At 72.9% G+C, this 23,640-nt stretch carries 28 protein-coding genes and 1 pseudogene; 17 read left to right on the top strand and 12 right to left on the bottom strand.

Translation table 11 applies throughout. The annotated features are described in order from the left end of the window. Positions 1–206: 206 nt before the first annotated feature. Together Q3W71_RS10640 and Q3W71_RS10645 are read right to left on the bottom strand one after the other, a co-directional pair. Complete coding sequence (locus Q3W71_RS10640; RefSeq protein ID WP_302919137.1) at positions 207–1,553, bottom strand: pitrilysin family protein; 1,347 nt, start codon at positions 1,551–1,553, stop codon at positions 207–209. After that, positions 1,550–2,842: a pitrilysin family protein gene (locus Q3W71_RS10645; RefSeq protein WP_302919138.1), complete on the bottom strand. Its 1,293-nt coding sequence runs from the start codon at positions 2,840–2,842 to the stop codon at positions 1,550–1,552. Before Q3W71_RS10645 ends, Q3W71_RS10640 begins: the two co-directional genes overlap by 4 nt. 87 nt (positions 2,843–2,929) lie before the next feature. On the opposite strand from Q3W71_RS10645, the gene Q3W71_RS10650 reads away from it, so the two are divergent. After that, complete coding sequence (locus tag Q3W71_RS10650; RefSeq protein WP_302919139.1) at positions 2,930–3,670, top strand: phosphodiesterase; 741 nt, start codon at positions 2,930–2,932, stop codon at positions 3,668–3,670. Here Q3W71_RS10650 and Q3W71_RS10655 read toward each other — a convergent pair. Then, positions 3,637–3,852 (bottom strand): hypothetical protein, encoded by a 216-nt coding sequence (locus tag Q3W71_RS10655; protein WP_302919140.1) that lies wholly within the window; start codon positions 3,850–3,852, stop codon positions 3,637–3,639. The two genes, Q3W71_RS10650 and Q3W71_RS10655, sit on opposite strands and share 34 nt — an antisense overlap. Before the next feature lie 324 nt (positions 3,853–4,176). Between Q3W71_RS10655 and Q3W71_RS10660 the strand changes: the two are divergent. The 3 genes and pseudogenes from Q3W71_RS10660 to Q3W71_RS10670 all read left to right on the top strand — a co-directional run bounded on the left by Q3W71_RS10660 (position 4,177) and on the right by Q3W71_RS10670 (position 5,991). Further along, a pseudogene (locus tag Q3W71_RS10660) lies at positions 4,177–5,311 on the top strand (3-deoxy-7-phosphoheptulonate synthase). A gap of 201 nt (positions 5,312–5,512) precedes the next feature. Next, positions 5,513–5,749: a hypothetical protein gene (locus tag Q3W71_RS10665; RefSeq protein WP_302919141.1), complete on the top strand. Its 237-nt coding sequence runs from the start codon at positions 5,513–5,515 to the stop codon at positions 5,747–5,749. Between the two features lie 32 nt (positions 5,750–5,781). Beyond that, entirely contained in the window at positions 5,782–5,991 is a 210-nt protein-coding gene (locus Q3W71_RS10670) for a hypothetical protein (protein WP_302919142.1), read from the top strand. A 62-nt stretch (positions 5,992–6,053) separates the two neighbouring features. Here Q3W71_RS10670 and Q3W71_RS10675 read toward each other — a convergent pair whose 3' ends face one another. Genes Q3W71_RS10675 through Q3W71_RS10685 form a run of 3 tightly spaced genes read right to left on the bottom strand, consistent with a single transcriptional unit; the run spans position 6,054 to position 7,252 of the window. Continuing rightward, complete coding sequence (locus Q3W71_RS10675; RefSeq protein WP_302919143.1) at positions 6,054–6,581, bottom strand: DUF1360 domain-containing protein; 528 nt, start codon at positions 6,579–6,581, stop codon at positions 6,054–6,056. 27 nt (positions 6,582–6,608) lie between these two features. Beyond that, positions 6,609–6,929: a hypothetical protein gene (locus Q3W71_RS10680; RefSeq protein ID WP_302919144.1), complete on the bottom strand. Its 321-nt coding sequence runs from the start codon at positions 6,927–6,929 to the stop codon at positions 6,609–6,611. After that, the gene (locus Q3W71_RS10685; protein ID WP_302919145.1) at positions 6,929–7,252 is read right to left on the bottom strand and encodes a DUF6158 family protein; all 324 of its coding nucleotides are present in this window, start codon (positions 7,250–7,252) and stop codon (positions 6,929–6,931) included. Before Q3W71_RS10685 ends, Q3W71_RS10680 begins: the two co-directional genes overlap by 1 nt. 128 nt (positions 7,253–7,380) lie before the next feature. On the opposite strand from Q3W71_RS10685, the gene Q3W71_RS10690 reads away from it, so the two are divergent. Together Q3W71_RS10690 and Q3W71_RS10695 are read left to right on the top strand one after the other, a co-directional pair. After that, positions 7,381–7,788, top strand: a complete 408-nt coding sequence (locus Q3W71_RS10690; protein WP_302919146.1) for a hypothetical protein — start codon at positions 7,381–7,383, stop codon at positions 7,786–7,788. Between the two features lie 27 nt (positions 7,789–7,815). Beyond that, on the top strand, positions 7,816–8,154 hold the full coding sequence (locus tag Q3W71_RS10695) for a DUF3817 domain-containing protein (RefSeq protein ID WP_302919147.1): 339 nt from the start codon (positions 7,816–7,818) through the stop codon (positions 8,152–8,154). Positions 8,155–8,229: 75 nt separating this feature from the next. On the opposite strand, the gene Q3W71_RS10700 is transcribed toward Q3W71_RS10695, so the two are convergent. Continuing rightward, positions 8,230–8,769, bottom strand: a complete 540-nt coding sequence (locus Q3W71_RS10700; RefSeq protein WP_302919148.1) for a DUF6232 family protein — start codon at positions 8,767–8,769, stop codon at positions 8,230–8,232. A gap of 501 nt (positions 8,770–9,270) precedes the next feature. Between Q3W71_RS10700 and Q3W71_RS10705 the strand changes: the two genes are divergently transcribed. Continuing rightward, complete coding sequence (locus tag Q3W71_RS10705; protein WP_302919149.1) at positions 9,271–10,245, top strand: C40 family peptidase; 975 nt, start codon at positions 9,271–9,273, stop codon at positions 10,243–10,245. Between the two features lie 108 nt (positions 10,246–10,353). On the opposite strand, the gene Q3W71_RS10710 is transcribed toward Q3W71_RS10705, so the two are convergent. The 3 genes from Q3W71_RS10710 to Q3W71_RS10720 form a co-directional block, all read right to left on the bottom strand. Then, positions 10,354–11,340 carry an RNA polymerase sigma factor RpoD/SigA gene (locus tag Q3W71_RS10710; protein WP_302919150.1) on the bottom strand — a complete coding sequence of 329 codons (987 nt, stop codon included), beginning with the start codon at positions 11,338–11,340 and terminating at the stop codon, positions 10,354–10,356. 509 nt (positions 11,341–11,849) lie between these two features. Continuing rightward, positions 11,850–12,800, bottom strand: coding sequence for an N-acetylmuramic acid 6-phosphate etherase (locus Q3W71_RS10715; protein ID WP_302919151.1), 951 nt, complete (start codon positions 12,798–12,800; stop codon positions 11,850–11,852). Continuing rightward, entirely contained in the window at positions 12,797–13,711 is a 915-nt protein-coding gene (locus Q3W71_RS10720) for a MurR/RpiR family transcriptional regulator (RefSeq protein ID WP_302919152.1), read from the bottom strand. Before Q3W71_RS10720 ends, Q3W71_RS10715 begins: the two co-directional genes overlap by 4 nt. A 236-nt stretch (positions 13,712–13,947) precedes the next feature. Between Q3W71_RS10720 and Q3W71_RS10725 the strand changes: the two genes are divergently transcribed. Beyond that, positions 13,948–14,631 carry an SDR family NAD(P)-dependent oxidoreductase gene (locus tag Q3W71_RS10725; protein ID WP_302919153.1) on the top strand — a complete coding sequence of 228 codons (684 nt, stop codon included), beginning with the start codon at positions 13,948–13,950 and terminating at the stop codon, positions 14,629–14,631. A gap of 53 nt (positions 14,632–14,684) precedes the next feature. On the opposite strand, the gene Q3W71_RS10730 is transcribed toward Q3W71_RS10725, so the two are convergent. After that, a complete protein-coding gene (locus Q3W71_RS10730; protein ID WP_302919154.1) occupies positions 14,685–15,422 on the bottom strand; it encodes a dTMP kinase in 738 nt (245 codons plus the stop codon). Between Q3W71_RS10730 and Q3W71_RS10735 the strand changes: the two genes are divergently transcribed. The 5 genes from Q3W71_RS10735 (at position 15,358) to Q3W71_RS10755 (ending at position 17,998) form a co-directional block, all read left to right on the top strand. Further along, complete coding sequence (locus Q3W71_RS10735; protein WP_302919155.1) at positions 15,358–16,170, top strand: nucleotidyltransferase; 813 nt, start codon at positions 15,358–15,360, stop codon at positions 16,168–16,170. The genes Q3W71_RS10730 and Q3W71_RS10735 overlap by 65 nt on opposite strands. A 56-nt stretch (positions 16,171–16,226) precedes the next feature. Next, positions 16,227–16,436: a hypothetical protein gene (locus Q3W71_RS10740; RefSeq protein WP_302919663.1), complete on the top strand. Its 210-nt coding sequence runs from the start codon at positions 16,227–16,229 to the stop codon at positions 16,434–16,436. A 10-nt stretch (positions 16,437–16,446) separates the two neighbouring features. Next, a complete protein-coding gene (locus tag Q3W71_RS10745; RefSeq protein ID WP_302919156.1) occupies positions 16,447–17,223 on the top strand; it encodes a metallophosphoesterase in 777 nt (258 codons plus the stop codon). Then, positions 17,214–17,357: a GPGG-motif small membrane protein gene (locus tag Q3W71_RS10750; RefSeq protein WP_007464364.1), complete on the top strand. Its 144-nt coding sequence runs from the start codon at positions 17,214–17,216 to the stop codon at positions 17,355–17,357. Before Q3W71_RS10745 ends, Q3W71_RS10750 begins: the two co-directional genes overlap by 10 nt. Positions 17,358–17,509: 152 nt before the next feature. Further along, positions 17,510–17,998 (top strand): TspO/MBR family protein, encoded by a 489-nt coding sequence (locus Q3W71_RS10755; protein ID WP_302919157.1) that lies wholly within the window; start codon positions 17,510–17,512, stop codon positions 17,996–17,998. Between the two features lie 39 nt (positions 17,999–18,037). Here the strand turns inward: Q3W71_RS10755 and Q3W71_RS10760 are convergent, their stop codons facing one another. After that, positions 18,038–18,811, bottom strand: coding sequence for a peptidoglycan DD-metalloendopeptidase family protein (locus tag Q3W71_RS10760; protein ID WP_302919158.1), 774 nt, complete (start codon positions 18,809–18,811; stop codon positions 18,038–18,040). 249 nt (positions 18,812–19,060) lie between these two features. On the opposite strand from Q3W71_RS10760, the gene Q3W71_RS10765 reads away from it, so the two are divergent. The 4 genes from Q3W71_RS10765 to Q3W71_RS10780 all read left to right on the top strand — a co-directional run bounded on the left by Q3W71_RS10765 (position 19,061) and on the right by Q3W71_RS10780 (position 23,609). After that, positions 19,061–20,410, top strand: coding sequence for an ABC transporter substrate-binding protein (locus Q3W71_RS10765; protein WP_302919159.1), 1,350 nt, complete (start codon positions 19,061–19,063; stop codon positions 20,408–20,410). 70 nt (positions 20,411–20,480) lie between these two features. After that, positions 20,481–21,530 (top strand): carbohydrate ABC transporter permease, encoded by a 1,050-nt coding sequence (locus Q3W71_RS10770; RefSeq protein WP_302919160.1) that lies wholly within the window; start codon positions 20,481–20,483, stop codon positions 21,528–21,530. A 1-nt stretch (position 21,531) separates the two neighbouring features. After that, on the top strand, positions 21,532–22,497 hold the full coding sequence (locus Q3W71_RS10775) for a carbohydrate ABC transporter permease (RefSeq protein WP_302919161.1): 966 nt from the start codon (positions 21,532–21,534) through the stop codon (positions 22,495–22,497). Between the two features lie 62 nt (positions 22,498–22,559). Beyond that, a complete protein-coding gene (locus Q3W71_RS10780) occupies positions 22,560–23,609 on the top strand; it encodes a LacI family DNA-binding transcriptional regulator (protein WP_302919162.1) in 1,050 nt (349 codons plus the stop codon). Positions 23,610–23,640 lie beyond the last annotated feature (31 nt).

Raw genomic sequence — 23,640 nt, forward strand, 5'->3', positions numbered from 1 at the left:
CCATATCCCCGACCCGGTGTGGATCAAGGAAGCATGGCGCTGTCTCGTTCCCGGCACCCCTGGACGCACCCGGCCCACGACGGGGTGTGGCCCGCCGTGACCGGCGCAGGGATCAAGCCTGACCGCCCGGAGCCGGGCATGGCGGGCCACACCCCAGGCCGACCACGACGGAGAGCGCGCCGGGCGCGACGGCCAGGCCGGCCGGGTCAGGGGGCGGCGTCGACGATCTCGCCGAGACCGGTGGCCACCAGTTCGTCCCGGATGACCGCCGCGTCCCCCTCCACCACCAGGGTCAGCGACTCCGGGTGCAGGTGCGCCGCCGCCGCGGCGGAGACCTGCTCGACGTCGGCGGCGAGCAGCGACTCCCGCAGCCGCGCGTGGTAGTCGTCCGGCAGGTCGTGCACCACGAGCGTGGTCAGCGCGGAGGCGATCGCCCGCGGGCTCTGCAGTTCGACCGAGAGCTGGCCGGCCCGCCAGGACCGGGCCACCGCCAGCTCGTCCTCGGTCACCCCGCCGGCCTGGGTACGGGTGATCTCGCCGACCGCCTCGACCAGGGCCGGCGCGGTCACCGCGGTCTGCACCCCGGAGCTGACCGCGAACCGGCCGAACCGGCGGGACGAGGCGAAGTCACCCCGGATGCCGTACGTGTAGCCACGCACCTCGCGGATCAGGTGGTTGAGCCGGGAGGTGAACGCCCCGCCGAGCACCGTGCCGGCGAGCGTCATCGGCACGTGGTCGGGGTGGGCCCGGTGCGGCGACGGGTGGCCCAGCCGCAGCGTGGACTGCACCGAGCCGGGGCGGTCCACCAGGATGATCCGCCGGCCCTCCCGGATCGGCACCTCGATCGGGCCGCCCCGGTCGACCGGCCCGCCGCCGGTGCCGGCGAACGCGGCCGCGCCGAGCGCGTCCAGGTCGAGCCGGTCCAGGTCGCCGACCACGATCAGCGTGCCGGGCCGGATGAACCACTCGGAGTGGAAGACCGTGACGTCCTCCGCGTCGAGCGCGGCGACCGAGTCGGGGTCGCCGTACATCGGGCGGCCCCAGCGGTTCTCGGCGCCGAACAGGTCGGCGCGCAGCGCCGCGTCGGCCCGCGGGCCGGGGTTGGCCCAGTCCATCCGCAGCGCGGTCGCCTCGTCGTCGCGGACCCGGCGCACGTCGGTCGGGTCGAGCCGGGGCGTCCGCACCGCCTCGGCGAGCAGTTCCACGGCGGCGCTCAGCCGGTCCACCGGCACCTGCACGCTGACCTGGAAGGAGTCCCAGTCCAGCCCGGTCACCAACTCGGTGCCGAGGGCCTCGATGGCCAGCGCGTACGCCGTGGCGTCGCGCTGCGCGGTGCCCTCCTCCAGGGCCTTGGCCAGCACCCCGGCGAGCCCCTCCTTGCCGACCGGTTCGCGCGCCGCGCCGGCGTCGAGCAGCAGCAGCGCGACGGCGAGGTTCTGCCCGGGCAGGTGCGCGGCGACGACCTGACCGCCGGCCACGGCGCGGCGGACCACCGGCGGGAACCGGTACGGGCGGGCGGCGCCTGGGCCGGGACGGTGGGTGATCAGCGTCATGACGTCTCCTCGGGCAGGTAGGTCAGGGTCACCCGGTCGGCGGCGCCGAGCACCTCGGCGGCGGCCTCGGCGATCTGCTCGGCGGTCACCGCGAGCCAGGCCGGCAGCCGCTCGCCGGCCTTCGCCGGGTCGCCGAACTGGGTGGCGTAGCGGCCGAGGGTGTCCGCCCGGCCATCCACCGTGGACATCTGCCGCCACCACGCGGTGGTCAGCAGCGCCTTGGCCCGGTCCAGCTCGGTCGCGGTGACCGGCACGGTGGCCAGTTCGTCGACCACCTCGGCCAGCCCGGCGGCCAGCCGCTCGCCGGTCACCCCGGGCCGGGCGGTGGCGGTGGCGATCAGCGGCGCGGGGGCGTGCGCCAGGTCCACCCCGTACGCCCCGACCAGGTCCGGCTGCGCGATCCGCTCGCCGTCGGCGAGCCGCTGGTAGAGCCGGCTGCCCCGGCCGCTGCCCAGCACGGTGGCCAGCACGGTGAGCACGTCGTAGCCGGGGGTGCCGAAGGGGTAGGTGCGGTGGGCCACGTACACCCGGGGCGCCGGCACGTCGCCGGTGATCGTCTCGACGGCGGGCCGGCCGGTCGCCGGGACGACCCGGCCGTCCGGCGCGGACGGGATGTCGGCCCGGGCCGGGATGGCGCCGAAGTACTTGTCGGCCAGCGCGAAGACCTCGGCGGCGGAGGCGTCGCCGACCACCGTTAGCACGGCGTTGTTCGGTGCGTAGTACGTCCGGTGGAAGGCCTGGAAGGTGGCCAGGTCGGCGGCGTTCAGGTCGGCCATCGAGCCGATCGTGGCGTGGTGGTAGGGATGCCCGGGCGGGTAGAGCAGCGGCAGCAGCCGCAGCCAGGCGTCGCCGTACGGGACGTTCTCGTAGCGCTGCCGCCGCTCGTTCTTCACCACGTCGCGCTGGTTGTCCAGGGTCTCCTGGGTCAGCGCCGGCACCAGCCCACCCATCCGGTCGGCCTCCAGCCAGAGCGCCAGCTCCAGGTGCTCGGCCGGGACGGTCTCGAAGTAGTTGGTGCGGTCCGGGTTGGTGGTGGCGTTCAGCGAGCCGCCCGCACCCTGCACCAGCTTCATGTGCTCGGTCTTCGCCACGTTCATCGAGCCCTCGAACATCAGGTGCTCGAAGAGGTGGGCGAAGCCGGTCTGCCCCTCCGGTTCGTGACGCGAGCCGACGTCGTACCAGAGATTCACCGCGACCGCGGGGGCGGTGCGGTCCTCGCTCACCACCACGCGCAGGCCGTTGTCCAGTCGGGTCGTCTCGATGGGCCAGGGGTAACCGCTGTCGGGCATGGCTCGACGCTATCCGATCTCGGGGGCGGAATCGCGACGCGCCGTCCGGGGAGGTATCGACCGCGAGCGGCCGGGTACCGCAGGGGCATGTCCGCCCCGACCGGCACCACCGCCCGGGCCGGTGCCGCCCTGGAACGGGCCACCGCCGCCCTGACCCGGCTGCGCCGCGCCCGCCTGCTGCATCCGCTCGGCCGCTCGTTCACCGGCGAGGTGACCATCTGGGGCGTGGCCGGGCCGCCGACCGGCGTCGGGATGCTCGACCGGCCCGGCCGTTACCCGGCCACGGTCCGGCTCTCCCGCGGCGTGCCCACCCCGGACGGCTGGCCGGACGTGCTCGGCCTGGCGGTACGGATGCACCGGGGCGGGGACCGCCCGTTCGACCTGCTGGTCAGCTCCAGCTGCGCCGCGCCGCTGCTGCGCCACCTGCCGCTGCCCCGGCGGCGGTTCGCCGGCACGTACAGCTCGATCATGTCCTACCGGGTGGACCGGCGGCGGCTCTGGCTGGCCGCGCTGGCCGACCCGGAGTCGGTGGACCTGGGCCGGAGCCTGGCCGAGGTGGCCGCGGCCACCCGCGCGGACGCGCCGCGCCTGGTGCTCGCGGTCGCGTCGGCGGTCGGGCCGTGGCGGCCGGTCGGCCAGGTCGCGCTCGGCGACCAGCTCAGCGCCCGGACGGACGCCGAGCTGGCCTTCGACCCGATCGGCAACCTGCCGGCGGGGCTGCGCGCGGTCGGGCCGCTGGCCTGGGTACGCGAGCACACCTACCGGGGCTCGCGCCGGGCCCGCGGCGCCCGGGTTCAGTCCGGCGGCTCGCTGGGCGTCACCGTCTGATCCGACGTCCGCTGTTCCAGCACGGTGTCCGGGGCGGCGTTGCGGTCCTCCTCCCGGATGTCGGACTCGTCGAGGATGGCGTCCGCCTGCGCCACCGGATCGTCGCTGCCCACCGTGGCCTCCTCCGGCAGCAGGTGCGCGCGGGACTCCACCCGTTCCTGGTCGCTCTGCTCGTGCGTCATGCCGAACCCCATACCCCGGGCGCGGACCGGGCACGCCCGGCGGTCCCGCCCACCACGCCGGTGCCGCGGCGGCCGGGACCGCCCTCTGGCGTGGGTGACGCCGCGACGAGCCTGGTGCCACCGGCCGTCGTGTCGGGTAGGCTTGCCGGCGTGACGCGGTCGTATCGATGGTTTAGGCAGCCGGCTCGCCAGCCGGTGACCTCACCATGATCTGACGTCACCGCACCACGAGCCGGCCGGGCAGGAGCATCGAGTTCCTGCCCTTTCGCATGCGAGCAGCCGGCTCGACCCCGGGCACCGGCACCGGGCGCGGTCGGCGGAAGGATGCCCACCGTGACGACCCCGGAGACCGATCGGGTCAGCGATCAGCGGATCGACCGCGTCGTGCCGTTGACCACCCCGGCCCTGCTGCACCACGAGCTGCCCCTGGACGACGCGCTCGCCTCGGCCGTGCTGTCCGGCCGCCGCGCTGTCAGTCGGGTGCTGGACCGCGCGGACGACCGCCTGCTGGTGGTGGTCGGCCCGTGCTCGGTGCACGACCCGGCGGCCGCCCTGGACTACGCCCACCGGCTCCGCGTCGCCGCCGACCGCCTCGCCGACGACCTGCTGGTGGTGATGCGGGTCTACTTCGAGAAGCCGCGCTCCACGGTGGGGTGGAAGGGCCTGATCAACGATCCGGGGCTGGACGGCTCGGGTGACGTGAACACCGGACTGCGTACCGCGCGGGCGCTGCTGCTCGACGTGCTGCGGCTGGGTCTGCCGGTGGGTTGCGAGTTCCTCGACCCGATCACCCCGCAGTACATCGCCGACACGGTGGCCTGGGGCGCCATCGGCGCGCGCACAGTGGAGAGCCAGGTGCACCGGCAGCTCGCCTCCGGGCTGTCGATGCCGATCGGGATGAAGAACCGCCCGGACGGCAGCATCGCCACCGCGGTGGACGCGATCCGCGCCGCCGGGGTCCCGCACGTCTTCCCCGGCATCGACGTCTCCGGCACCCCGGCGATCATGCACACCCGGGGCAACGCCGACGGGCACCTGGTGCTGCGCGGCGGTGGCGGCCGGCCGAACTACGACGCCGAGTCGGTGGCCGGGGCGCTGGAGCTGCTCCGGGCGGCCGGGCTGCCCGAGCGGGTGGTGGTGGACGCCAGCCACGCCAACAGCGGCAAGGACCACCGCAACCAGCCGAGGGTGGCCGCGGACGTGGCCGGCCAGCTCGCCGCCGGCCAGCGCGGCATCGTCGGGATCATGCTGGAGAGCTTCCTGCTCCCCGGCCGCCAGGACCTCGACCCCACCCGGGAGCTGACCTACGGCCGGTCGGTCACCGACGCCTGCATCGGCTGGGACACCACCGAAAGAGGTGCTGGCCCACCTCGCCACCGCCGTCCGCACCCGCCGCCGCACTTTCCCCCACCCCCGCCCTAACCCCACCCCACCCCCCCACCCCCACCCGATCCGTTGATCATGGGGTTGACGGCGAAGTCTCGATCTCTCAACACCGCGGCCAACCTCATGATCAACGGGTGGGTGGTGGGTGGGTGGGGTGGTGGGCAGGGTGGTGAAATGAGACCTGGTCGAGGCGGTCGGCGAGATCACCCGTACCCAGGCCGGCGGGGTGACCGAGGACGTACCCGTGACCGACACGCCCGTGGCTGACACCTCCGTGACTGACACCTCCGTGGGCGACGCGCCGGTCGGCGACGAGCCGGACATCCGGCGGCTCGACGACCTGCTCGAGGACCTCTACCACGGCCAGGAGCGGATCACCCAGGCCACCATCTACCGCCGGGCGGTGGCCGCCGAGCTTCCCGCCCAGCTGCTCACCCGGATCGCCGCGCTACCCGAGGGCGAGTACGCGGTGGACGAGGCGGCGGACCTGCTCGGCGGGTCGGTCACCTGAGGTCCCGGCGCGCCCCCGGAGAGGAGAGCGAGATGTCCCACCACGAGCAGCAGCACGAGAAGGTCCCGGCACTGGGCCAGCCCCCGGAGGGGCTGGACACGCTGCCCGACCCGGACTTCGCCAACGAGCACGACAAGACAGCGGTGGACCGTGACGTGATCACCGGCGCGGACGAGGACGAGCGGGAGCCCGAGCGGTCCCGGGGCTGGGCCGGCCAGAACCACGGCACGACCCCGACCTGACGGGCGGTCGACACGACAGCGGGGGCCAGCGGATCGCCGGCCCCCGCTTCCGTCGGTACTGGTCAGTCCTCGTCCCCCTCGGCGGCCTGCTGGGCCACCGCGTACGCCATCTGCAGGAAGTCCGACGCGGCCACCGCGGTCAGCGCGGTCGCCACCAGCCGGGTCAGCCGCGGGGCGAGCACCAGGCCGCCGGTGAGCCCGGTGGCCACCCAGACGGCCAGGCAGAACGGGCAGCTGAGCAGCTCGCCGATGGCGTGCCGGGTGGAGCTGCCCGAGTCGCGCACCTGCTCCATCACCTCACCGCTGCCGATGGGCTTGTCGTAACGGGTGAACGGGGCCCGCAGCGGGCTGGTCACCGCGTCCTTGGAGAGCAGCCGGCTCAGCTTGTGGGTGGCGACGCAGAGCAGCACCACGTCCGCCGTGGCCGGACGCTCCGGCACCGGCCGGCCGGTCAGCCGGACCAGGCCGGCGATCGCCCCGGTCACCCCGACATAGGTGCCCATCGCCCCCAGGTAGCTGCCCAGCGGCCGGTACTCGTTCGGCGCGTACGCCTGGCGCAGCCGCGCCACCTTCTCCTTCAGGTCGGTCACCCGATCTCCCTCGTGCTCCGCGCCGGCTCAGCCGGCCTGCAGGTTGTCGGCCACCTCGCGGGCCAGGCTGTCCAGGGCCTCGCCGGCCAGCCGGTCGGCGTCGGTGGCGCCGGTCAGGTCGAGGTGGATCCGGGCGCCGCCGGCGTCGCCCGGGTCCACCCGGAGCTCGGCGCTCCAGTCGCCCGGGGCGGTCCAGCGCGCCGACAGCTCCTCCACGTCGGTGTGCTCGGCGGGAGTGCCGTCGGCGCGCAACGGCTCGGGCAGCCACGCCGACGCCCGGTCGGGGTCGACAGCGGTGCTGAACACCACCTCCGGCGGCGCGGACACCCCGCGCTCGGCGGAACCCATCACTCGTCCCGCAGCCGGCTCGGGTCGACCTCGCGGCCCGGGTGCCGGGCGAGGTACTCGGTCTCCAACTCGGCGGTGCGGCGCAGGTGGTGCGCCAACGCCGAGTCGGACGCGTGCCGCAGCGTGTCCAGCCGGGTGCGGTGCAGGCTGTGCATCTCGCGGATGAGGTCCTCGTCGGCCAGCTCGGCGGGGTCCACACCGAGCAGGTCGCCGTCGTCGTCCGGGCCGGTGGACGCCACGTCGTGGACCTGGTCGCCACCCCACTCGGGCATCCGCTGCTCGGGGCTGGGGAACTCGTCCTGTCGTATCGATCCGGTCATCACGCCCCCTGGTGGAGTTTTGGGCTGGCGTCTAGACGGATGCCCACACCGGGTCGCACCAAACCATTGCGGCCCGGGCGGACTACGACACCGCGTCGGAGAACGCTGCCGGCACCGGTACCCTCGATGCCATGAAGCGGCTCTGGACCCCGGCGTGGATCGTGCGCCACGTGGCCATGGTCGTGCTGGTCGTCGGCTTCCTCGCGCTGGGCTGGTGGCAGATCGGGCGGGCCGCCTCCGGCAACGGGCTGAGCTGGGCGTACGCCTTCGAGTGGCCGATCTTCGCGGGCTTCGTGGTGTTCGTCTGGTGGCGTGAGGTCCGCCACGCCCTGCGCGGCCCGGAGGCGCCGGAGCCGGCCCCGGCCCCGCCGGCACCGTCCGGGGCCGCCACCCGCCCGGGCGTACGCCGGCCGGTGCGGGTCACCCGGGTGCCGGTGCCCGCCGCCGACGGCGAGGACGCCGACCTGGCCGCCTACAACCGCTACCTGCAATGGTTGAACGCCAATCCGGGCGCCCGGCCCGGTGACTACCCCGGCTGACGCCGGATCTCGGAAGGACGGACGAAGGTGGGCGCAGCCCTTACCCGGTACCGCGTGATCGCCTGGATCGTGGGCGTGGTGCTGATCCTGCTGGTGGTGATCGGCATGCCGCTGAAGTACGGCTTCGACAACCCGGTCGTGGTGGAGACGGTAGGCCCGGCGCACGGTTTCCTCTACATGGTCTACCTGGTGGCCGCGTTCGACCTGGCCCGCCGGGCCGACTGGCCGCTGAAGCGGATGCTCGCCGTGATGCTGGCCGGCACCGTGCCGTTCGTCTCCTTCTACGCCGAGCGCCGGGTCAGCTCCTGGGTCACCGGCGGCCGGGCCGAGCCGGCCGCCGAGCCGGCCGTGCCCGCCTCCCGCTGACTCCGGCGCGGCTCCACACCGGGCGACGGCGGGCGGCCGGCCCGGCTACGGACCGTCCGGCCGCCGCCGGTGCGGTCACCGCATCGGTCGCCACGGGTCCATCGAGGCGAGCGGTTCCTCCCAGCCGCCGTAGCGGTTCATCTCCCGGGCCCGGCGCAGCGCCCGGGACACCTGGCCGAACTGCCGCTCGTCATCGCTGCTGAACAGCAGGACCTCGGTGCCCCGGTGCCACCCCCACAGCTCGTACGCCGGCGGCCGCCACCGGTCGCCGGCCGCGGCGAGCAGCACCGGCAGCAGGAACACCACCCCCAGGGTGAGGTACGCCCCGGCGGTGAGCCGCTGGAGCCCGCCGGTGAAGCCGAGCAGGAGCCCGACCGCGCCGATCACCGCACCGCTGGCGGCGACCGCGCGCATCGCCACCCGGTCGTGCGGCCCCCGGGTGGTGTGCAGGTGGGTCAGCTCCGCGACCCGCCAGGTGTTGCGGCCGACGGTGAACCGGTCGACCGTGACGATGATCCCGGGCCGGGCGTAGAGCAGCGTGTTCTTCTTCTCCGCGCTCACCTTGGCGGGACGGGGCGGTCGCGGCGGTCGGGTCGTGGCGCCATCGTGGTTCACGGCTACCTCCCACGGCTGGTGCGCCGGGTCGGCCGCCGCCGGCACGGGCATCAATGCCCGCCGGCGGGATTCCCGGCTCCGCGCTTCATTGTGTTGCCGCCCCGCCAGCCCGGACTGTCGTTTTCGTTGCCCGGGCGGCGCTGGTCACCGGCGTTCCGCCAGATAGAGCCATCCAAGTCCGTCTTATCGGTTATAGCGACCCGACAACCGGCGGCATACGCCTGGAACGACGAATCCGACACATCCCCCGGTAGCCCGAAAAGGCCGACCAACGCCGGGCGCGAGGCGGCGATCCGCCCCGCACGCATCGTGACGGCACGTCCGCCCTTGCCGCCCCTTTGCCAACATTCGCCCCGGCTTTCACTGCGGACCACTCCCGCCCCGGGTTAGGTTGGGCGGGCCCGGCCCGGTTGATCGCCGTCCACCCGGATGGCGCCGGCCCGGGTGCCGCCCGGGGCCTCAGCAGCCCTCGGCGGCCGGTGGGAGAGGAGCCTTCCGCTCTTGTCGTCCCTCAGGAACACGCTGCGCGGCCTGGCCGTCACGGTGCTCTCGGCCGCGCTGCTCGCGCCGGCCACGGTGGCCCGGGCGGAGCCGTCGGCCGGGGAACTGAACCGACGGATCGAGAAGGCCTCGACCGAGCTGGAGCACGTGGTCGAGGCGTACAACCGGCTCCGCGAGCAGATGAAGGAGAACCGCACCGCCGTCGCCGCTCTGCAGGAGCGCATCGCGCCGCTGGAGCGGCAGAGCGAGCAGAGCCGGGCCGACGTCGGCGCGCTCGCGGTGACCGCGTACAAGACCGGCGGCGATCTGAGCACCGCCGACGCGCTGCTGCGGCCCGACTCGGCCAGCACGCTGCTGGACCGGCTCGGCGCCCTCGACCAGCTCACCCGGCAGCGGCAGCAGCGGATCGCCGGCTTCACCGCCAGCCAGCGCGCGCTGCTCGACGAGAAGACCCGGCTGGACGTCACGCTCAGCCGGCAGGCGGCCCAGGCCCGGGAACTGGAGGCGGGAAAGAAGCGCATCGAACGCGACCTGGCCCGCCTCTACGAGCTGCGCCGCCAGGCGTACGGCCGGGCCACCGAGCAGCCCGCCGCGCGGCCGGGCAGCGCCGACGACGCGCCGGCCGTCTCCGGCCGGGCCGGGGTGGCCGTCCGCTACGCGTACGGGGCGCTGGGCAAGCCCTACCGGTGGGGCGCCGACGGCCCGGACGGCTACGACTGTTCCGGCCTCACCTCGGCGGCCTGGCGGGCGGCCGGCAAGTCGCTGCCGCACAACACCCGGATGCAGTGGGGCGTGGTGGCCCACATCAGCCGGGCCGAGCTACGCCCCGGCGACCTGGTGTTCTACAGCGGTCTCGGGCACGTGGCGCTCTACGTCGGCGGCGGCCAGGTGATCGACGCGCCCAGCGCCGGGCGGAACGTGCTCAAACGGGGGATGAACCTGATGCCCATCCAGGGCTACGGCCGGGTCCGCTGACCCGACGACCACGCGGGCAGCGGCCCGCGCGCACCCCGCCCCGGACATGACGAACGGCCGGCGTCCCCCTATCGGACGCCGGCCGTTCCTCTCGTCATTACTACCAGCTCAGGCTGCCTGCAGCCCCTCCGCGCGGGCCAGCTCGCGGAGCCGGCCGAGCGCCTGGATCTCCAGCTGCCGGATCCGCTCGCGGGAGAGCGAGAACCGCGAGGCCACCTCGGTGAGCGAGTGCTCCCGGCCGTCCTCCAGCCCGTACCGGGCCCGCATGATCCCGGCCGACCGGTCGTCGAGGTGGTTGAGCAGGCCCTCGATCCGCTGCCGCTCCAGGCCGGTCAGCACGATCTCCTCCGGCGACGGGGCGTCGCTGTCGGCGACCAGGTCACCGAGGTTGGTGTCCCCGTCGTCGCCGACCGGCGTGTCCAGCGACACGGTGTCCTGCGACCACCGGACCAGCTCGTTGACCCGCTCGACGGTGACCCCGAGGGCCGCCGCGATCTGCTCCGGCTCCGGGTCGCTGCCCAGCTCACGGGTGAGCTGCCGGGCCACGTTGCGCATCCGGTTGACGTCCTCGACCAGGTGCACCGGCAGCCGCACGGTGCGCTCCTGCTGGGCGATCGCCCGGCTGATCGCCTGGCGGATCCACCAGGTCGCGTAGGTGGAGAACTTGTAGCCCCGCTCGTAGTCGAACTTCTCGACCGCCCGGACGAGGCCGGTGTTGCCCTCCTGGATCAGGTCCAGCATGGGCATCCCGGACCGCACGTAGCGTCGGGCGATCGACACCACCAGGCGCAGGTTCGCCCGGATGAACAGGTCCTTGGCCCGCTCCCCCTCGGCGACCAGCCGCTCCAGCTCGTCCCGCCCGACACCGGCCGGGACGCGGTCCTCGGCCAGCAGGTGCTCGGCGTAGAGGCCGGCCTCGATCGCCTTGGAGAGATCGACCTCCTTGGCGGCGTCCAGCAGCGGCGTCCGGGAGATCTCGTGCAGGTAGACGCCGACCAGGTCACGCTCCTCGGCGACCTCGTCGGTTCGCATGCCGATGTTCTTGTCCACGTTCACGGTCCCCTCGCTAGCGCCGGTTGCCCGGTTCCTTGCCATCCCCACCCGGTTCCTTGCCGTCCCCACGTCCATCAGCCCTCCCCCGTAACTTCTGCCGTGCCCACCGGTGCTGACACCTACACAACAGATGAGACGTGTCGGGGATTCCATGTCGTGAGTCGAAAGTGTCACGAATGCCTGATAATCAGCTGAGAGCGCGGTCCATGTTTGCTGTCAGCACCCCCGTCGGGCTGCTCGTCGGTGGGCACCACGCACGGGTTACGGATCGACGGAGGCCGTCCGCCCGGTCCATGGCAACACCGCCCGTCCCGGGAACACAGCGACCCGGGTCACCGCCGCGCTGCGATCCTGGTCACTGCCACATACGCGCGGGCGGCCGGGCCGGTTCATCCACGCCCATGGTGATACCCCACGGCAGGTTGAACAATCCGGGGCCTCCGGTTATGCCCGGCGCACCGCGCCGGTTCGGAACGTGTCGGACGACACGTCCGGTGCCGCCCCCGGCGGCACGTCCGGCCGGGACGGGGTGACCGGGCCGCGCGGGAGGGTCAGGAGGCGAGCAGGGCGAGCGCGCCGCGTACCTGGTCGGCGGAGCGGGCCAGGGCGGCCCGGGCGACCGACACCTCGGCCCCGGAGACGAGCGACACCAGGGCGGTCTTCAGGTCACCGTCGGCCTCGTCGAGGGCCCGCCGGCAGATCTCCTCCGCGCATCCGGTGGCCTCGACCAGGATCGAGATCATCCGGCCCCGCAGCTTGGCGTTGGTGGCCACCATGTCGATCATGAGGTTCGAGTAGACCCGGCCCAACCGCACCATCACGGCCGTGGAGAACGTGTTGAGCACCAGCTTCTGCGCGGTGCCCGCCTTCATCCGGGTCGACCCGGTGATCACCTCCGGGCCGGTGTCCACGCCGATGAAGACGTCGACCGACCGGGCGGCCTCGGCCTCCGGGTTCGCGCAGAGCAGCACCGTCGCGGCCCCGGCGGCCCGGGACGCGGCGAGCGCCCCGAGGACGTACGGGGTGCGCCCGCTCGCGGCCAGGCCGACCACCACGTCACCGGAGCGTACGCAGCCGGCCGCCTCGGCGGCGCCGGCCGGCTCGTCGTCCTCGACGTTCTCCACCGCCTGCCACATGGCGTCCGGCCCGCCGGCGAGGTGGGCGCAGAACCAGTGCCGCGGGGAGTTGAAGGTGGGGGCGAGTTCGGCGACGTCGAGCACGCCCAGCCGGCCGGAGGTGCCCGCGCCGAAGTAGTGCACCCGACGCCCGGCGCGCAGGGCGGTCACCGCGAGGTCGACCGTCTCGGCGATCTCGTCCAGGACGGCGGCCACCGCGCCCGGCACCCGCCGGTCCGCCTCGTTGATCACCGAGAGCACCTCGCGGGTCGACATCAGGTCGAGGTCGACGCTGAGCGGGTTACGGCGTTCGGTGGGCGCGCCGACCCGGATCGCCGGGCCGGCCGCTACCGAAAGCGCCTGCTCGTCCGGCTCCACCGCGGTCATGCCCGCCTCCGGCCCGAGCCCACCCGGTGCGACTGGACCGCCTCGGCGGTCGCCTCCAGCGCCTTCTTGGCCCGGGCGCGGTTGCGCGCGGCCACCCCGACGAAGAGACAGTCGACCACGGTGAGCTGGGCCAGCCGGCTGGCCATGGCGCCGGACCGGTAGGTGGTCTCGCGGGCCGCCGTGGTGAGCACGAAGTCGGCGACCTCGGTGATCGGTGAGCGCGGGAAGTTGGTCAGCGCCACCGTCGCCGCGCCCCGGGCCCGCGCCTGCTCCAGCACCTCCACCACGTCGGAGGTGGTGCCGGTGTGCGAGATGCCGACCGCGACGTCGCCCCGGCCGAGCAGCGCGGCCGAGGTCAGCGCGGTGTGCACGTCCGGGAAGTAGAAGGCGGTCCGGCCGATCCGGTGCAGCTTCTGCTGGAAGTCGGAGGCGACGAAGCCGCTGGCGCCGGCGCCGTAGACGTCGATCCGGCCGGCGTTGACGATCGCGTCCACGACCTGCTCGCAGACCGCCGGGTCGAGCTGCTCGGCCGTCTCCTCGACGGCGCGGGCGTCGTTGAACGCGATGGTCGCGATGATCTGGGCGAGGTCGGCGCCGGGCGGGATGTCGCCGCCGACGACCCGGGCGTCCGGCGGCTCGACCCGGCGGGCGGCCTCGGCGGCGAGCCGGATCCGCAGCTGGGGGTAGCCGTCCATGCCGACCGACCGGCAGAACCGGATCACGGTCGCCTCGGACGTCTCGGCGGCGGTGGCGAGGTCGGTGATCGTCCGGCGGGCCGCGTCGGCCGGGTCGGCGACGACCAACCGGGCGACCCGCTGCTCGGCCGGGGACAGCGAGGGGAGCAGGCCGCTGATGTGGACGATCAGCCCACCCGGCTCGTGACTCGCAGAAATCTTCGGACTCTTCGCCACGGATGAAACTTACTTTCATGAGGCGTGAGCGTCAACCATGACTCCGCGTGTTGGCGAAAGTACCGCCAATCGGCGCGCTCCGCTTGACAGCCTGCCACCGCGGAGCACCCTGCCAGGGTGCCACCGCCCCGGCGACCGGCGCCTCCGCCACCGGGACGGACCGGCCTGCCGGTCGGTCGCCGGTCGACTCCCGGGCGGGGGCCATGCCCCGCCGATCCGCCGCTAGCGTGGGCGGCATGGCGGATCGCAGTGTGCTGGTGACCGGAGGCACGGGTGGGCTCGGCGGCGCGGTCACCGCCGCCTTCGTCGAGGCGGGCTGGCGGGTGGTCGTACCGCAGCGGACGAGCCCGGCCACGACGGCGGACGGGCCGGTCCGCGTGGTGGCCGACCTGACCGGGCCGGCCGGCGCGCAACACGCGGTCGAGGCCGCCGCCGGCGATCCCGCGGCGCCGCTGCGCGCGGTGGTCAACCTGGTCGGGGGGTACGCCGGCGGCGGCAAGGTGCACGAGACACCGGTCGACGAGTTCGAGCGGATGCTGACCGTCAACCTGCGCCCCACCCACCTGGTCACCCGGGCGGCCCTGCCGCACCTGATCGCGGCCGGCGGCGGCGCGGTGGTCTGCGTCTCCTCCCGGGCCGCGGTCGCCCCGTTCGCCGGGGCCGCCGGCTACGTCACCGCCAAGGCCGCGGTGCTCGCCTTCGCGGCCGCGGTGGCCGTCGAGTACCGGTCCGCCGGGGTGCGCTGCAACACGGTGTTGCCGAGCGTCATCGACACGCCCGCCAACCGGGCCGCCCAGCCCGACGCCGACCACTCCCGCTGGGTGGACCCGGCCGAGATCGCCCGGGTGATCCGGTTCCTGGCCTCCGACGAGTCGGCGCCGACCAGCGGCGCCAGCGTTCCGGTGTACGGCCGGGCCTGAGCCGAGGTCGTCGCGGGGCATCGCCGGCCGGCGACGGCGGGCAAGGCGCGCCCCTACGGCACGACCCGCGCCGGCAGCCGACCCGGCGGCGGGTGCTCGACCGGCAGGGCGGCCGGACCGGCGTCGGTGGGCGGCGGGGCGTCCGGCCGTGGCTCGGCCGCCGACAGCCAGCCGGCCAGGTGGTCCTGGATCTGCCGGGACACCTCGTCCGCCGGCCGGCCGGCGTCGACCAGCACGAACGTCGGGTACTCGGGCAGCGTCCGGTAGGCGGTGTCCGCCGCGGTGAGGTAGCGCATGCTCTCGTGGTCGGTGCCGCGCCGCTCGATCCGCCGGTACGCCTCGGCCGGGTCCACGGCCAGCAGGAAGGTCACCTGCGGCGCCGGGAAGAGCCGGTAGCCGACCCGGGCCAGCCGCTCCCAGCGGTGCCCGCCGTGCGCCCGGATGCTGGCGTACTGGCAGGCGGAGTAGCGGTCCATCACCGCGACCCGGCCGGTCAGCAGGCAACTGAGCAGGGCGGCGGCGATGGCCAGCCAGCGCAGCACGGATTCCACCGCGAGCAGGCCGTTGCGCCCGACGAGCCGTTGCGCGTCCGGTCGGCCGAGCCGCTGCGCGACCCGGCCGAGCCAGCGTCGGCCGCCGGCGTTGCGGTGGTAGGTGGCGGGGCGGCCGGCCGCGGTGAGCGCGTCGGCGAGGCGGTGCGCCTGGGTGGTCTTGCCCGAGCCGTCGATGCCGATCAGGGCGACGGCGCGCAATCGGGCCCTGCCGCGCCGCGTCCGCGTTGATCTGGCCACCCGACACAGGCTATCCGACGCACGCTCGGCCGCCGGGAGATTTGTCCGTCATGCTCCCGGTTGGCACCCACCCGCGACCCGAGCAGGTGTGGCCGACCGGAATGCCGGGTATCGAAGTTCGATCCCAACCGCCTGTCCACCTCAACGACGACGGGAGATCCAGATGGCCGAGCGCGGAGACGAGACCCTGGTAACCACCTTGAAGAAGGTCGCCGCCGTGCTCAAGCAGTCCGAGATCCCGTTCGCCCTGGGCGGCAGCTTCGCGGTCTACGCGCACGGTGGCCACTCCAGCGAGCACGACGTGGACTTCCTGATCCGCGGCGAGGACGTGGACCGCGCCCTGGAGGCACTGGTCGAGGCCGGCTTCACCGCCGAGCGCCCGCCGGAGGACTGGCTGGTGAAGGTCTACGACGACGGGCGGATGGTGGACCTGATCCACCGGCCGATCGAGACCCCGGTGACCGAGGAGACCTTCGCCGACACCGTCGTCCGGCCGGTCGACGCCATCCACATGCCGGTGCTCTCGGCCACCCAGTTGATGGTGCACAAACTGCTCAGCTTCTCCCAGCACTACTGCGACTTCGCCCGCGGTCTGCCGCTGGCCCGCTCGTTGCGGGAGCAGATCGACTGGGAACGGGTACGGAAGGAGACGCAGCACTCGCCGTACGCCGAGGCGTTCCTGGTGCTGCTCGACCGGCTGGACGTGGTGCCGTACTCCGGCACCCCGGAAGGGAAGGGGACACCGTGACCGTGCATCGCGGCGCCGGGCCACCCGACGAGTACGTCGAAGCGGAGATCCAGCGGATGCTGACCGAGGATCCGGACGTGGCCGAGCAGGGCATCACCGTGGTCCGCCGGGAACGCGCCCTCGTGCTCTCCGGCGAGGTGGAGAGCCCGCACCGGCGCGAGGAGATCCTGCGCCGGGTGGCCGAGCGCTTTCCCGACGTGCCGATCACCAGTGACATCGGGGTGATCCGCACGCAGGCGCCCACCCAGGTCGAGGAACTGCCCTGAGGGAGGTTCGATGGTGATCCGGATCGCCGCCGTGGGCGACGTGCATCTGGACGAGGACGTGGTCGGCCGGTTCCGGCCGGCCCTGGAGGAACTGCCCGAGCACGCCGACGCGCTGCTGCTCGCCGGGGACCTGACCCGGCACGGGACCGAGTCGGAGGCGCGCTGCGTGGCCCAGGAGTTCGGTGGACTCGGCGTGCCGGTGGTGACCGTGCTCGGCAACCACGACCACCAGTGCGACCAGGTGCCGCAGGTGGTGCGGGTGCTGGAGGACGCCGGCATCACGGTGCTGGAGGGCAACGGCGTGGTGCTGGAGTGCGCCGGGGGCCGGCTCGGCATCGCCGGGGTGAAGGGGTTCGGCGGCGGGTTCGCCGGGCGCTGCGCCAGCGACTTCGGCGAGCCGGAGATGAAGTCGTTCGTCCGGACCACGACCGACAGCGCCGACCGGCTGGCCGAGGCGCTGCGTTCGCTCGACTGCGACGTGCTGGTGGCGCTCACCCACTACTCGCCGGTGCCGGACACGCTGGCCGGCGAGCCGCTGGAGATCTACCCCTTCCTGGGGGCGTACCAGCTGGGGCAGGCGATCGACTCGGCGCCGACCGCGCTCGCCCTGCACGGGCACGCACACGCGGGCACCGAGCGCGGCACCACCCCGGGCGGGGTGCGGGTCCGCAACGTCGCCCACCCGGTCATCAAGCAGGCCTACAGCGTGTTCCACCTGGGCGACCACCTCGATCAACACCAGGTTTCCCGGATCGGAAGCTCGGGTATGGAGCGGTCATGGAGCTGATTCTCTGGATTCTCGCAGTCGTACTCGTGGTCGCCGGCATCCTGGCACTGTTCCGCCGGCAGATCCTGTGGGGCATCGTCCTCATCGTGGTCGGGCTGTTGGTGGGCCCGGGTGGGGTCAGCATCTTCAATTGACCTCGCCGTCGTACGCACCCGGACCCGCCGGGGTCGTCGCGGCCGGAGCTCCGTCCTCCCGACAGGAGCACCGGACGTGACGACCCCGGCGTTTCGCCTTCGAGCCCGGTCGGGGAGGTTTGTCCCCCCGCTTCGGGGGTGATATCTCGGCCATGGAGATATCGGAGCGCGCCCGGCACGGCACCCGGCAGTGGTGGGCCCTGCTCGGGTTCGCCGCGGCGGTCTTCGTCGCGGCGGCGATCGGCGGGCTGGGCGTCCGCGGCACCGGCGCGGAGTACGCCGCCCTCGAACAGCCCGCCTGGGCGCCGCCGTCGTGGCTCTTCGGGCCGGTCTGGACCCTGCTGTACGTGCTGATCGCGCTGGCCGGCTGGCTGGTCTGGCGACGGGTCGGCAACGGCGCGGCGCTCATCGCCTGGGCCGTGCAGCTGGTGCTGAACGCGGTCTGGACCCCGCTCTTCTTCGGCGCCGGCCGGTACGGGCTGGCGTTCGCCGAGATCGTGCTGCTCTGGCTGGCCATCGGGGCGACGGTCGTGCTCTTCGACCGGGTCTGGCGGCCGGCCGCGGTGCTGCTGCTGCCGTACTGGGCCTGGGTCACCTTCGCCGCCGCGCTCAACTTCGCCATCTGGCGGCTGAACAGCTGAGCGGCGGGACCCCGCGGGCGCGGGATCCCGCCGCCGGGATCAGCAGCGCGGCACGTTCGGGATGTAGCCGTCGTGGCCGGTGTAGACGTAGGCGTCGCTGATGAACCGGTCGGTGCCGATCCGGTCCCAGATCGTGCTGGTGCCGTACGTGCCGGTGACGCTGGTGCCGCTGGTCTGGCAGTAGATCGTCACCTGGGCGCCGTCGGCGACGGTGCCGACCGCCGCGTAGCCGGTGCCCGGGCCGGAGCGCACGGTGAGCGCGGTGCCGCTGGTGTTCACCGTGCCGGAGCCGGTGGAGCTGCCGCAGCCGTTGTCACTGGTGTAGTTCTTGGTGCCCCAGTAGAGCGCCAGCGCCCCGTTGAAGCGGACCTGGATGTCGCTGCCGTTCAGCCGCTGCTCGTAGTGCAGGTGCGGGCCGGTGGAGCCACCGGTGCTGCCGACCCAGCCGATCACCTTGCCGTAGCCGACGCTCTGCCCGACCGAGACGTTGAAGCCGTTCAGGTGGGCGTAGTACGTGTGGTACCCGCCGGCGTGGCTGATCCGCACGTACTTGCCGTAGCTCGTCCCGCCGAGGTCGGTGACCCGGTCGACGGTGCCGGGGGCACTCGCCACCACCGGGTCGCCGAGGTCGTCGGTGCGGTTGAAGTCGACGGCGTACGCGGGGCTGTGGTTGGTCCGGGTCTGCCCGGACCAGGTCTGCCCGCAGGGGAACGGGACCTTGAACGTCGGGGCGGCCATCGCCGGGGCCGCCGGCAGGGTGATCCCCACCACGAGCAGGCCGGCAGCGATCAGGCCGAACCACCGCTTACCCATCCAGCACCTCCAATGTCGAAATCCTTCGATCACCTGCCCCCAGCCTGACAGAAATCGCCATCGATCGAAAGAGGTGAAAATGCAGGATGGGAGCGCGCCCATCGGGAGGCGAGCGGGTTTCCGGATTGTTACTCGGTCGTGTCCGGCGGGGGCTGGACCGGACCAGATGCAAGCGCTTACATGTGGGGACGCCCATCGGACCGGCGCCAGGTCACGCCCGTGGCCGCGCCGGCAAGGAAGGAGGACGGCATGGCGGTCTTTGCCAGACCACGCCAGGCCTTCGTAATCGCCGGCGTACTGGGGCTGGCGCTCAGCGCCACCGCCTGCGGCACCGGCGGCGACGACGACAAGAGCAGCAACGCGGGCTCCGCGGAGTGTGCCGCATACGAGAAGTACCAGGGCCACGAGGGCAAGAAGGTCACGATCTACTCGTCGATCCGGGACATCGAGGCCGACCGGCTGGAGCAGTCCTGGGAGCAGTTCACCGAGTGCACCGGGATCGAGATCGACCACGAGGGCAGCGGTGAGTTCGAGGCGCAGCTCGGCGTCCGGGTCGACGGTGGCAACGCCCCCGACCTGGCCTTCATCCCGCAGCCGGGTCTGCTGAAGCGCTTCGCCGACCAGGGCAAGCTCAAGCCGGCCGGCGCCGACACCAAGGCGATGGCCGAGCAGAACTACCCGGCCGACTGGCTGAAGTACTCCACCGTGAACGGCACCTTCTACGGCGCCCCGCTCGGCTCGAACGTCAAGTCGTTCGTGTGGTACTCGCCGAAGATGTTCAAGGAGAAGGGCTGGACCGTCCCGACCAGCTGGGACGACCTGATCAAGCTCAGCGACACGATCGCCGCGAGCGGCACCAAGCCGTGGTGCGCCGGCATCGAGTCCGGTGACGCGACCGGCTGGCCGGCCACCGACTGGATCGAAGACCTGATGCTGCGGACGCAGACCCCCGAGGTCTACGACCAGTGGACCACCCACGGCATCCCGTTCAACGACCCGAAGGTCGCCGAGGCGCTGAACCGGGCCGGCCAGATCCTCAAGAACGAGAAGTACGTCAACGGCGGCTTCGGCGGCGTGAAGAGCATCGCCACCACCTCCTTCCAGGAGGCCGGCGTGCCGATCACCACCGGCAAGTGCGCGCTGCACCGGCAGGCGTCGTTCTACGCCAACCAGTGGCCCGAGGGCACCAAGGTGGCCGAGGACGGCGACGTCTTCGCCTTCTACTTCCCGGCCATCGACCCGTCGAAGGGCAAGCCGGTGCTGGGCGGCGGCGAGTTCGTCGCGGCCTTCGCCGACCGCCCCGAGGTGCAGGCGGTGCAGACCTACCTCGCCTCCGGCGAGCACGCGAACAGCCGGGCCAAGATCGGCGACTGGGTGTCGGCGAACAACAAGCTCGACCTGGCCAACGTCGCCAACCCGATCGACAAGCTCTCCGTCCAGATCCTCCAGGACAAGAGCACCGTCTTCCGGTTCGACGGTTCCGACCTGATGCCGGCCGCGGTCGGCGCCGGGACCTTCTGGAAGGGCATGGTCGACTGGGTGAACGGCAAGGACACCGCGGCGGTGCTCCAGGGCATCGAGAGCAACTGGCCGAAGTGACCTGAGACGGTGGGCCGGCCCGTGACCGCGGGCCGGCCCGCCTGCTTCGCGGACACCCCTGGGAGGGTTGATGAACTTCGACTTCGCCGACGAGTCGCCGAAGCTGATGATGTTGCTCTGGGGACTGGTCGCCTTCGTCGCGGTGGTCGGTGGCCTGCTCCTGCTGCTCGACGTGGTGCCGTCCTGGTTCGCCCGGCGCCGCGAGGCCCAGCTGATCGCCGCCTCGGCCAGCGGCGCCCCGCTCCCCCGCCGCACCAAGCCCCGTGAGGGCCTCTTCGCGCTCTTCTTCCTGCTGCCGACGGTGCTGCTGCTCATCGTCGGCCTGGTCGTCCCGGCGATCCGCACCACGCTGCTGTCGTTCATGGACGGCAACAGCCAGAACTGGGTCGGCCTGGACAACTACGTCTGGATGTTCACCGAGAACTCGATCGTCCGGGTACTGCTGAACACCCTGGTCTGGGTGCTCCTGGTGCCCCTGGTGGCCACCGCGATCGGCCTGCTCTACGCGGTCATGGTGGACCGGGCCCGGTTCGAGGCGCTGGCGAAGTCGCTCATCTTCATGCCGATGGCGATCTCGTTCGTCGGCGCCAGCATCATCTGGAAGTTCGTCTACGCCTACCGCGGCGACGAGCAGGAGCAGATCGGCCTGCTCAACCAGATCGTGGTCAGCCTGGGTGGCGAGCCGAAGCAGTGGCTGCTCGACTCGCCGCTGAACACCCTGCTGCTGATCGTGATCATGGTGTGGATCCAGGCCGGCTTCGCCATGGTGGTGCTCTCCGCCGCGATCAAGGCGATCCCGGCGGACATCGTGGAGGCCGCCCGGCTCGACGGGGTCAGCCCCTGGCAGATGTTCTGGCAGATCACCCTGCCGAGCATCCGGCCGGCGCTGATCGTCGTGGTGGTCACCCTCTCCATCGCCACGCTGAAGGTCTTCGACATCGTCCGGACCTCCACCAACGGCAACTACGACACCAGCGTGATCGCCAACGAGATGTACAACCAGGCGTTCCGGTACGGCCAGAACGGGCAGGGCTCCGCGCTGGCGGTCTTCCTCTTCGTCCTGGTCATCCCGATCGTGATCTACCAGATCCGCAACCTGCGTCAGCAGCGGGAGGGCTGAGATGACCACCACCACGCCCACGCTCGCCACCGGCACGCAGGCGACCGACCAGCCGAAGACCCGGGTCGCCCGGGTACGCAAGCGGTTGAACAGCCGTACCGCCACCCTGGTCTCGATCGTCATCGCGCTGGTCTGGACCATCCCGACCTTCGGCCTGTTCATCTCCTCGTTCCGGCCCGAGGACCAGATCAAGACCACCGGCTGGTGGACCTTCTTCACCAACCCCCAGTTCACCCTGGAGAACTACCAGGAGGTGCTGTTCGGGCGGTCCTCGTCGTCCGGGCAGTTGGCCAGCTACTTCATCAACTCGCTGGCGATCACCATCCCGTCGGTGCTGTTCCCGCTCGCCTTCGCGGCCCTGGCCGCGTACGCGCTGGCGTGGATCAACTTCCGCGGCCGGGACTGGGTCTACATCGCGATCTTCGCGATGCAGATCGTGCCGCTGCAGATGGCCCTGGTGCCGCTGCTCAGCTTCTTCTCCAACGGGGTGACCCTGGCCGGGGTGACCCTGCTGCCGGCCTGGGACCTCGACGGTGCGCAGAAGTTCGCCCAGGTGTGGTTCGCGCACACCTGCTTCGCGCTCCCGTTCGCCGTGTTCCTGCTGCACAACTTCATCTCGCAGCTACCGCGGGACCTGATGGAGGCGGCCCGGGTCGACGGGGCCACCCACCCCAAGATCTTCCGCACCATCGTCCTGCCGCTGATCACCCCGGCGCTGGCCGCGTTCGGCATCTTCCAGTTCCTCTGGGTCTGGAACGACCTGCTGGTCGCGCTGATCTTCGCCGGTGGCGGCGACGAGACCGCCCCGCTCACCGTCCGGCTGGCCGAGCTGGCCGGCACCCGGGGCAACGAGTGGCAGCGGTTGACCGCCGGTGCGTTCGTCTCGATCGTCGTACCGCTGCTGGTGTTCCTCTCCCTGCAGCGCTACTTCGTGCGAGGCCTGCTCGCCGGCAGCGTCAAGGGCTGACCCGCAGCTCCGCCGCCGCCGGGCGACCGGCGGCGGCGGGCGGGGGGTGGGAGCGCGGAACCGTGACGAAGATTGATGATGTCGCCCGGTTGGCCGGGGTCTCCACGGCCACCGTCTCGCGGGCGCTGCGGGGCCTGCCGACGGTCTCGGCGGCCACCCGCCGCCGGGTGCTGGCCGCCGCCGAGCAGCTGGAGTACGCCGTCTCCCCCAGCGCCTCCCGGCTGGCCGGCGGCCGGACCGGAACCGTCGCCGTGGTGGTCCCCCGGATCACCCGGTGGTTCTTCGGCGTCGTCGTCGAGACCGTCGAGGAGTTCCTCCACCAGGCCGGCTACGACCTGCTGCTCTACAACCTCGGCGGGCGGGAGCGGATCCGCCAGCGGGTGCTGCGGACGGCCAACCTGCACAAGCGGGTGGACGGGATCATGCTGGTCGCCACCCCGCTGCGGGCCCCCGACCTGACCGCCCTCGCCGCGCTGGACCTCCCCGGGGTGATCGTCAGCTCCGGCACCGGCGTGCCCGGCTGGCCGTGCGTCCGCATCGACGACGTGGCCGCCGCGCGGACCGCCACCCGGCACCTGCTCGACCTCGGCCACCGCCGGATCGCGCACATCTCCGGCGACCCCGACGACGAACTCGCCTTCACCACCCACCTGGACCGGCGCCGGGGCTACCAGGAGGCGTTGCGGGCGGCCGGGCTGCGCCCGGACCCGAGCCTGGACGTCGAGTCGCAGTTCACCATCGACGGCGGCACCCGGGCCGCCGAGGAGTTGCTGCGCCGGGGCGACCCGCCCACGGCGATCTTCGCGGCCTGCGACGAGATGGCCATGGGTGCCATGACGGCGCTGCGCGAGGCCGGGCTGCGGGTGCCGCAGGACGTGAGCGTGGTCGGCATCGACGACCACGACCTGGCCGGCGCGCTCGGGCTGACCACGATCGCGCAGCCCGCGGCGGAGCAGGCCCGGCTCGCCGCCCGGCTGCTGCTCGACCCGCTCGGCGGCCCGGTCCTCGATCCGCTCACCGCCCCGACCGGCGACGGCCCGCCGGGATTCCCGGTGATCCTGCCCACTCGGCTGGTCGTGCGCGAATCGACCGCCCCGCCCCGGGCACACTGAACGGCAGCCGTCCCGCCCCGGCGGGCGTCCA

Origin of the sequence: Micromonospora sp. C28SCA-DRY-2 (assembly GCF_030519475.1) — a bacterium.
In the GTDB taxonomy this organism is placed as follows: Bacteria; Actinomycetota; Actinomycetes; order Mycobacteriales; family Micromonosporaceae; genus Micromonospora.

Bases quoted from the DNA above. Each gene is read 5' to 3' on its own strand.
- Q3W71_RS10690 (WP_302919146.1), top strand. From the start codon at position 7,381: ATGAAGCGGCTCTGGACCCCGGCGTGGATCGTGCGCCACGTGGCCATG.
- Q3W71_RS10680 (WP_302919144.1), bottom strand. From the start codon at position 6,929: ATGGGTTCCGCCGAGCGCGGGGTGTCCGCGCCGCCGGAGGTGGTGTTC.
- Q3W71_RS10755 (WP_302919157.1), top strand. From the start codon at position 17,510: ATGGAGATATCGGAGCGCGCCCGGCACGGCACCCGGCAGTGGTGGGCC.
- Q3W71_RS10735 (WP_302919155.1), top strand. From the start codon at position 15,358: ATGCCGATCAGGGCGACGGCGCGCAATCGGGCCCTGCCGCGCCGCGTC.
- Q3W71_RS10740 (WP_302919663.1), top strand. From the start codon at position 16,227: ATGCTGACCGAGGATCCGGACGTGGCCGAGCAGGGCATCACCGTGGTC.
- Q3W71_RS10770 (WP_302919160.1), top strand. From the start codon at position 20,481: ATGAACTTCGACTTCGCCGACGAGTCGCCGAAGCTGATGATGTTGCTC.
- Q3W71_RS10645 (WP_302919138.1), bottom strand. From the start codon at position 2,842: ATGCCCGACAGCGGTTACCCCTGGCCCATCGAGACGACCCGACTGGAC.
- Q3W71_RS10710 (WP_302919150.1), bottom strand. From the start codon at position 11,340: ATGGCAAGGAACCGGGCAACCGGCGCTAGCGAGGGGACCGTGAACGTG.
- Q3W71_RS10750 (WP_007464364.1), top strand. From the start codon at position 17,214: ATGGAGCTGATTCTCTGGATTCTCGCAGTCGTACTCGTGGTCGCCGGC.
- Q3W71_RS10765 (WP_302919159.1), top strand. From the start codon at position 19,061: ATGGCGGTCTTTGCCAGACCACGCCAGGCCTTCGTAATCGCCGGCGTA.
- Q3W71_RS10650 (WP_302919139.1), top strand. From the start codon at position 2,930: ATGTCCGCCCCGACCGGCACCACCGCCCGGGCCGGTGCCGCCCTGGAA.
- Q3W71_RS10670 (WP_302919142.1), top strand. From the start codon at position 5,782: ATGTCCCACCACGAGCAGCAGCACGAGAAGGTCCCGGCACTGGGCCAG.
- Q3W71_RS10760 (WP_302919158.1), bottom strand. From the start codon at position 18,811: ATGGGTAAGCGGTGGTTCGGCCTGATCGCTGCCGGCCTGCTCGTGGTG.
- Q3W71_RS10745 (WP_302919156.1), top strand. From the start codon at position 16,447: ATGGTGATCCGGATCGCCGCCGTGGGCGACGTGCATCTGGACGAGGAC.
- Q3W71_RS10655 (WP_302919140.1), bottom strand. From the start codon at position 3,852: ATGACGCACGAGCAGAGCGACCAGGAACGGGTGGAGTCCCGCGCGCAC.
- Q3W71_RS10640 (WP_302919137.1), bottom strand. From the start codon at position 1,553: ATGACGCTGATCACCCACCGTCCCGGCCCAGGCGCCGCCCGCCCGTAC.
- Q3W71_RS10775 (WP_302919161.1), top strand. From the start codon at position 21,532: ATGACCACCACCACGCCCACGCTCGCCACCGGCACGCAGGCGACCGAC.
- Q3W71_RS10725 (WP_302919153.1), top strand. From the start codon at position 13,948: ATGGCGGATCGCAGTGTGCTGGTGACCGGAGGCACGGGTGGGCTCGGC.
- Q3W71_RS10715 (WP_302919151.1), bottom strand. From the start codon at position 12,800: ATGACCGCGGTGGAGCCGGACGAGCAGGCGCTTTCGGTAGCGGCCGGC.